Origin of the sequence: Methylobacterium trifolii (assembly GCF_022179685.1) — a bacterium.
GTDB lineage: Bacteria > Pseudomonadota > Alphaproteobacteria > Rhizobiales > Beijerinckiaceae > Methylobacterium > Methylobacterium trifolii.
In genome coordinates this window covers 1-5035 of record NZ_BPRB01000232.1, presented here as the reverse complement: position 1 = coordinate 5035, position 5035 = coordinate 1, and the positions used below count along the sequence as shown (strand labels likewise).

At 74.3% G+C, this 5035-nt stretch carries 5 protein-coding genes; 1 reads left to right on the top strand and 4 read right to left on the bottom strand.

The genetic code is table 11. From position 1 onward, the window contains the following. Positions 1-94 precede the first annotated feature (94 nt). The 4 genes from COGEMETH_RS19115 to COGEMETH_RS19100 all read right to left on the bottom strand — a co-directional run bounded on the left by COGEMETH_RS19115 (position 95) and on the right by COGEMETH_RS19100 (position 3619). Positions 95-868, bottom strand: a complete 774-nt coding sequence (locus COGEMETH_RS19115) for an ABC transporter ATP-binding protein (protein WP_238184191.1) — start codon at positions 866-868, stop codon at positions 95-97. Beyond that, the gene (locus tag COGEMETH_RS19110; protein ID WP_238184190.1) at positions 865-1872 is read right to left on the bottom strand and encodes a FecCD family ABC transporter permease; all 1008 of its coding nucleotides are present in this window, start codon (positions 1870-1872) and stop codon (positions 865-867) included. Before COGEMETH_RS19110 ends, COGEMETH_RS19115 begins: the two co-directional genes overlap by 4 nt. Positions 1873-1913: 41 nt before the next feature. Next, positions 1914-2963: an ABC transporter substrate-binding protein gene (locus tag COGEMETH_RS19105; protein ID WP_238184188.1), complete on the bottom strand. Its 1050-nt coding sequence runs from the start codon at positions 2961-2963 to the stop codon at positions 1914-1916. A gap of 71 nt (positions 2964-3034) precedes the next feature. Further along, positions 3035-3619: a TetR/AcrR family transcriptional regulator gene (locus COGEMETH_RS19100; protein ID WP_238184187.1), complete on the bottom strand. Its 585-nt coding sequence runs from the start codon at positions 3617-3619 to the stop codon at positions 3035-3037. A 90-nt stretch (positions 3620-3709) separates the two neighbouring features. Here COGEMETH_RS19100 and COGEMETH_RS19095 point away from each other — a divergent pair, with 90 nt between their 5' ends. Beyond that, complete coding sequence (locus tag COGEMETH_RS19095) at positions 3710-4810, top strand: efflux RND transporter periplasmic adaptor subunit (RefSeq protein WP_373875398.1); 1101 nt, start codon at positions 3710-3712, stop codon at positions 4808-4810. Positions 4811-5035: the final 225 nt, after the last annotated feature.

Below are 5035 nucleotides of genomic sequence, written 5' to 3'. Positions count from 1 at the left end.
TGCGTCAGTGCACTAGGGCGGCTCCCGGCGCCCGATCGGGCACCGCGCCGCGCCCGTGCGGCCCGCGTGCGGGTGGACGCCGCCTCAGCCTCCCTCACGGCAGGACCGGGCTGCAGACCGCCCGGCCCTCCCCCGGCAGCGGCACCACCGCGACCGCGACGCCGTAGAGCGTGCGCAGGCTCTCGGGGGTGATCGTCAGCGCGGGCGGCCCCAGGGCGAGGAGCCGGCCCCCGTGCAGCAGGGCGACCCGGTCGGCGCAGAGGAAGGCGTGGCCGGGATCGTGCGTCGAGAGGATGACAGCGATGCCGCGCGCCCCGAGGCGGCGGATCTGGCCGAGGACGCGGGCCTGGTTGCCGAAATCGAGGCTCGCGGTCGGCTCGTCCATCACCAGCACACGCGGCTCTCCGGCCAGCGCCCGCGCGATCAGGGCGAGCTGGCGCTCGCCGCCGCTGATCTCGGTGTAGACCCGCTCGGCCAGATGCCCGATGTCGAGGGCGTCGAGCGCCGCGGAAGCCGCCGCGTGGTCGGCGGGGCCGGGGCTCGCGAAGGCGGGAAGCCGGCTGGCGCGGCCCATCAGCACGACCTCGCGCACCCGGAAGGGGAAGAAGGCGGCGTGCGCCTGCGGCACGTAGGCGATCGCCCGCGCGAGGGCTGCCCGCGGCATCCGCGCCACGTCGGCGCCGTCGAGGCGGACCCGGCCGCCCTGCGCCGGGAGCAGGCCGAGCAGCGTCTTGAACAGGGTGGTCTTGCCGCCGCCGTTCGGCCCGAGCAGGCACAGGGTCTCGCCGGCCGCGAGGGTGAAGCTCACGCCCGTCCCGACCCGGCGCGTGCCGTAGCCGAAGGCGAGGTCCTCGACCGCCAGCATCAGGCCCAGCCTCTTCGCCCGGAGGCGAGCAGCCAGAGGAGGAAGGGCGCGCCCACCAGCGCCGTGAGGATGCCGAGCGGCACCTCGGTCCGGGCGAGGCTGCGGGCGAGCAGATCCACGGCGACGAGGTAGCCCGCCCCGAGCAGCATCGAGGCCGGCAGCAGGCGGCGGAAATCCGGCCCGACGAGGAGGCGCGCCACGTGGGGCACGATCAGCCCGACCCAGCCGATCACCCCCGTCACCGAGACCGCGGCGGCCGTGACCAGGGTGGCGGCGGCGACGAACAACGGGCGCAGCACCCGCGTCTCGACGCCGAGCGCGCGGGCCTCCTCGTCGCCCAGGCTCATCAGGTTCATGCGCCAGCGCAGCAGCACCAGGGGCACGAGGCCGAGCCCGATCGCCGGCAGGATCGCGCCCACGTCCGCGAGCGTCACCGAGGCGAGGCTGCCCAGCAGCCAGTAGGTGATGGCGGGAAGCTGGTTGTAGGGGTCGGCCAGCACCTTGAGGAGCGAGATGCCGGCCCCCAGCACGGCGCCGACCGCGACGCCGGCCAGCACCAGGGTCAGCACCGGGTCGTGCCGGCGCACGGCCGCGCCGACCGCGTAGACGGCGGCCACCGCGGCGAGCCCGCCTGCGAAGGCCAGCCCCTGGATCGCCGCGACGGGCAGCGCCAGGACGATGCCGAGGATCGCCCCGAGGCTGGCGCCGGCCGAGACGCCGAGGATGTCGGGGGAGACCAGGGGGTTGCGGAACAATCCCTGGTAGGTCGCACCCGCCGCCGACAGGGCCGCCCCGACCACGAGGGCGCCGGCCACCCGCGGCAGCCGCACCTGGAGCACCACCGTTCGCGCGGTCGGGTCGGCGAAGCTCTCCGTGCCGAGGAGCTTGGCGGCGAGCACCGCCAGCACGTCGTGGAACGGCACGCCGAAGCGGCCGGTGGCGAGCGAGAGCAGGACGAGGAGTGCCAGCGCGAGCACGGGAAGCCCGACCCGTGCTGCCCGTACCAGGCGCCGCGTGCCGAGCGCCGGCGTGCCGGCGAGCGCCCGCGTCACCGCGGCCCCTCGCCCGTGCCGCCGAGCAGCGCCGTAAGCTGCGCCTCGCTCAGGTCGACGTGATAGAACAGCCTGTAGAAGTCGCGCACCGCGCCGGCGGCGGGTTGGGCGAACAGGTCCGGGTGGAGCAGCCCCGCGAGCCAGCGCAGGCCGATCAGTCGGTTGACGCCCGGCGGCGCGTCGAACCAGCCGAAGGGCAGCGCCGGTGCCGTGTAGACGCGGCCCGCGCGCACCGCTTTGAGGCCGCTCCAGAGGGGATCGGCGAGGAAGGCCTGCCGGACTGCCGGGTCGATCGTGAGGATCACGTCCGGGTTCCAGGCCAGCACCTGCTCCGGGGAGACGGTGGCGAGGTTGCCCGGACCGGCCTCCGCTGCGGCGTTGCGGGCGCCGGCCGCCTCCAGGATCTCGGTGTTGATCGAGCCGGACAGCCCCGTCTCCAGGCCCTTCGGCCCGCGCCCGTAATAGACCTTTGGCCGCTTCTCCAACGGTACGGAGGCGAGCCGCTGGGCGATGTCGGCCACCATCCCGTCGGCGGCCTCGGCCAGGCGCCCTGCCGCCGCCTCCTCCCCGATCAGGGCGCCGAGTTGCCGGTAGGTCTCCCCCGTCCTGCCGAAGGCGCCGTCGAGGAGGACGTAAGCGATGCCGGTCTGCGCCTGGACCCGGTCGGCCAGCGACGCGTAGGTCGGCCCGGTGCTGCCCACGTCCACGATCAGGTCGGGCCGGCTTGCGAGCACGGCCTCGACGTTGGCGGTCCCGCCCCGGCCGGTGAGGCGGCCGTAGGCGGGCAGGTCGCGGGTCTCGGGGGCGAGGTAGGCCCTGGCCTCCGGGCTCGGCGCGCTGACCCAGCCGGCCATCCTGCCCGGCGCCAGGGTGTAGAGCAGCACCGAGGCCGGCGGCCCGGCCGCGAGAACCCGCGCCACCCTGTCCGGCACCTCCACGATCCGCCCGGCCGCGTCCGTGAAGGGCCGGGCCGCCGCCGGGACGGCCAGGAGGGCGGAGAGCAGCGCGAGGGCGTGCAGGGCACGGCGTGCTGTGAGAGACGGCATCAGGCGGGGATGTTCCGGGGAACGTGGCAGGGCGGTAAGCCTAGCCCCTCGCGGGACCGCTGCCGAGTGCGTCACGCCGAACGGCTCGCATCGGGTTCGGCGGCGAGATTGCGGGCCTGGGCGTCGAGGGCGTCGAACAGGCGGGCCAGCTCCGGCCCGTCGAGGCGGTGGAAGCCCAGCGACCGGCTCAGCATCAGCCCGAGGATGGAGAAGACCAGGGCCGCGCCCGCGCCGGGCCGTCCCTCGATCGCACCCATTTGCGACAGGCGCTCGGCCAGGAATTCGCGAAACCCCGCCACCGCCTCGGCGTTCCCGGTGGCCGCGATCAGCAGCGCGTCGGGGAAGCCGCACTCGTCGGCGTAGAGGTCGCGGGCCTGGGCGAGGACGGCGAGCGGCAGGGCCGCCGGCCCCGGCGGCTGAACGGCCAAGTTCTCGGCGATGCCGGCGCGCATCCGCGCCACCTTGCGGGCGGCGAGCGCCGTGATCAGGGCATCCTTCGATGCGTAGTGGTGCAGCACCCCGCCCTTGCTCAGGCCCGCCTCGGCCGCCACCGCGTCGATCGTCAGGACGCGCTCGCCCGAGCGGCGCATCAGGCTCTCGGCGGCGTCGAGGATCACCTCGGGCCGGTCCTGTCGGCGGCTGCGCGCCTTCGTCATCGCCGACCCATGCTTAAAAACCGTCTGGACGGTCGGTAGGATAGCGGATATGCCCGTGCCGCGATAGACCGAACGGAGGTCGCAGCAGCCGTGTCCGGATCGTTGTTCAAGCCCGCCTGCGCTGCCGCGGCGCTCGCCCTCGTGTCGATCGGCGCGCCGCGTGCCGAGGACGGGCGGCTGCTCGCCCAGACCTTCGTGCGCACGCTGAAGGCGGCGACGAGCCCGGTCTCTGCGGAGGCGGTCATCACCGGCGACGTCCAGGCCCAGGCCCAGACCAACGTCTCGTTCCGCACCAACGGCAAGGTCGCCGAGCGCCTCGTCGAGGTCGGCGACCACGTCAAGGCCGACCAGGTGCTCGCCCGGCTCGATCCGCAGGAGCAGCGGGCCAACCTCGCCAACGCGCAGGCCGCCCTCACCTCGGCCGAGGCGCTGCTGACGCAGGCCAAACTCGGCTTCAAGCGCCAGGAATCGCTCATGGCCAGCGGCTACACCACCCGCCCCTCCTTCGACAACGCCGAGCAGCAGCTGCGCACCACCCAGGCCGCGGTCGACTCGGCCAAGGCGGCGCTCGGGACCGCGCAGGAGCAGTATTCCTACACGGAGCTGAAATCGGGGGTCGCCGGCATCGTCCTCAGCCGCTCGCTGGAGACGGGGCAGGTGGTGCAGGCCGGCCAGTCGGTGCTGGTGCTGGCCCAGGACGGGCCGCGCGACGCGGTCTTCAACGTCTACGAGGCCCTGCTGGCGAGCCCGCCGGAATCGCGCACCATCGAGGTCACGCTCCAGTCCGACCTCTCGGTGAAGACGGTCGGCAGCGTGCGCGAGATCTCGCCCAGCGTCGATCCGGCCTCGGGCACGGTGCGGGTCAAGATCGGCCTGCGCGAGACGCCGCCGGCGATGACGCTCGGCGCAGTGGTGATCGGCCGGGGCCGCTTCCGGACCCGCCAGGCCGTGGTGCTGCCCTGGTCGGCCCTCTACCGCTGGCAGAGCAGACCCGCGGTCTGGGTGCGCGATCCGGCCACCGGCACCGTCGCCCCCCGCATCGTGGAGATCGACCGCTACGGCCCCGACACCATCGCGCTCGCCTCCGGCATCGCGCCGGGCGAGGAGGTGGTGGTGGCCGGCATCCAGACCCTGCGCCCCGGCCAGGGCGTCACCGTGGCCGAGGGGCCGTCGACGGGGGCAGCGCGATGATTCTTTTTGGGTTTGAGGTTCGTGCGCCGACCCTCCCCCCTCTGCGGGGGAGGGTGCCTGTGGAGCAGGCGGGAGAGGGGAGCGCCGTATCCGGAGAGGGCGCTCCCCTCTCCCGACCCTCGCTAACGCGAGGCCCACTCTCCCCCGCAGAGGGGGGAGGGAAACGCCTTCAGGAACAGAGGCTTGTCGGAGTACCGCGCCGATCCAAGTCGAGCCCGAGACTTG

Coding starts and splice junctions, on each gene's coding strand:
- COGEMETH_RS19100 (WP_238184187.1), bottom strand. CDS start 3,619: ATGACGAAGGCGCGCAGCCGCCGACAGGACCGGCCCGAGGTGATCCTC.
- COGEMETH_RS19105 (WP_238184188.1), bottom strand. CDS start 2,963: ATGCCGTCTCTCACAGCACGCCGTGCCCTGCACGCCCTCGCGCTGCTC.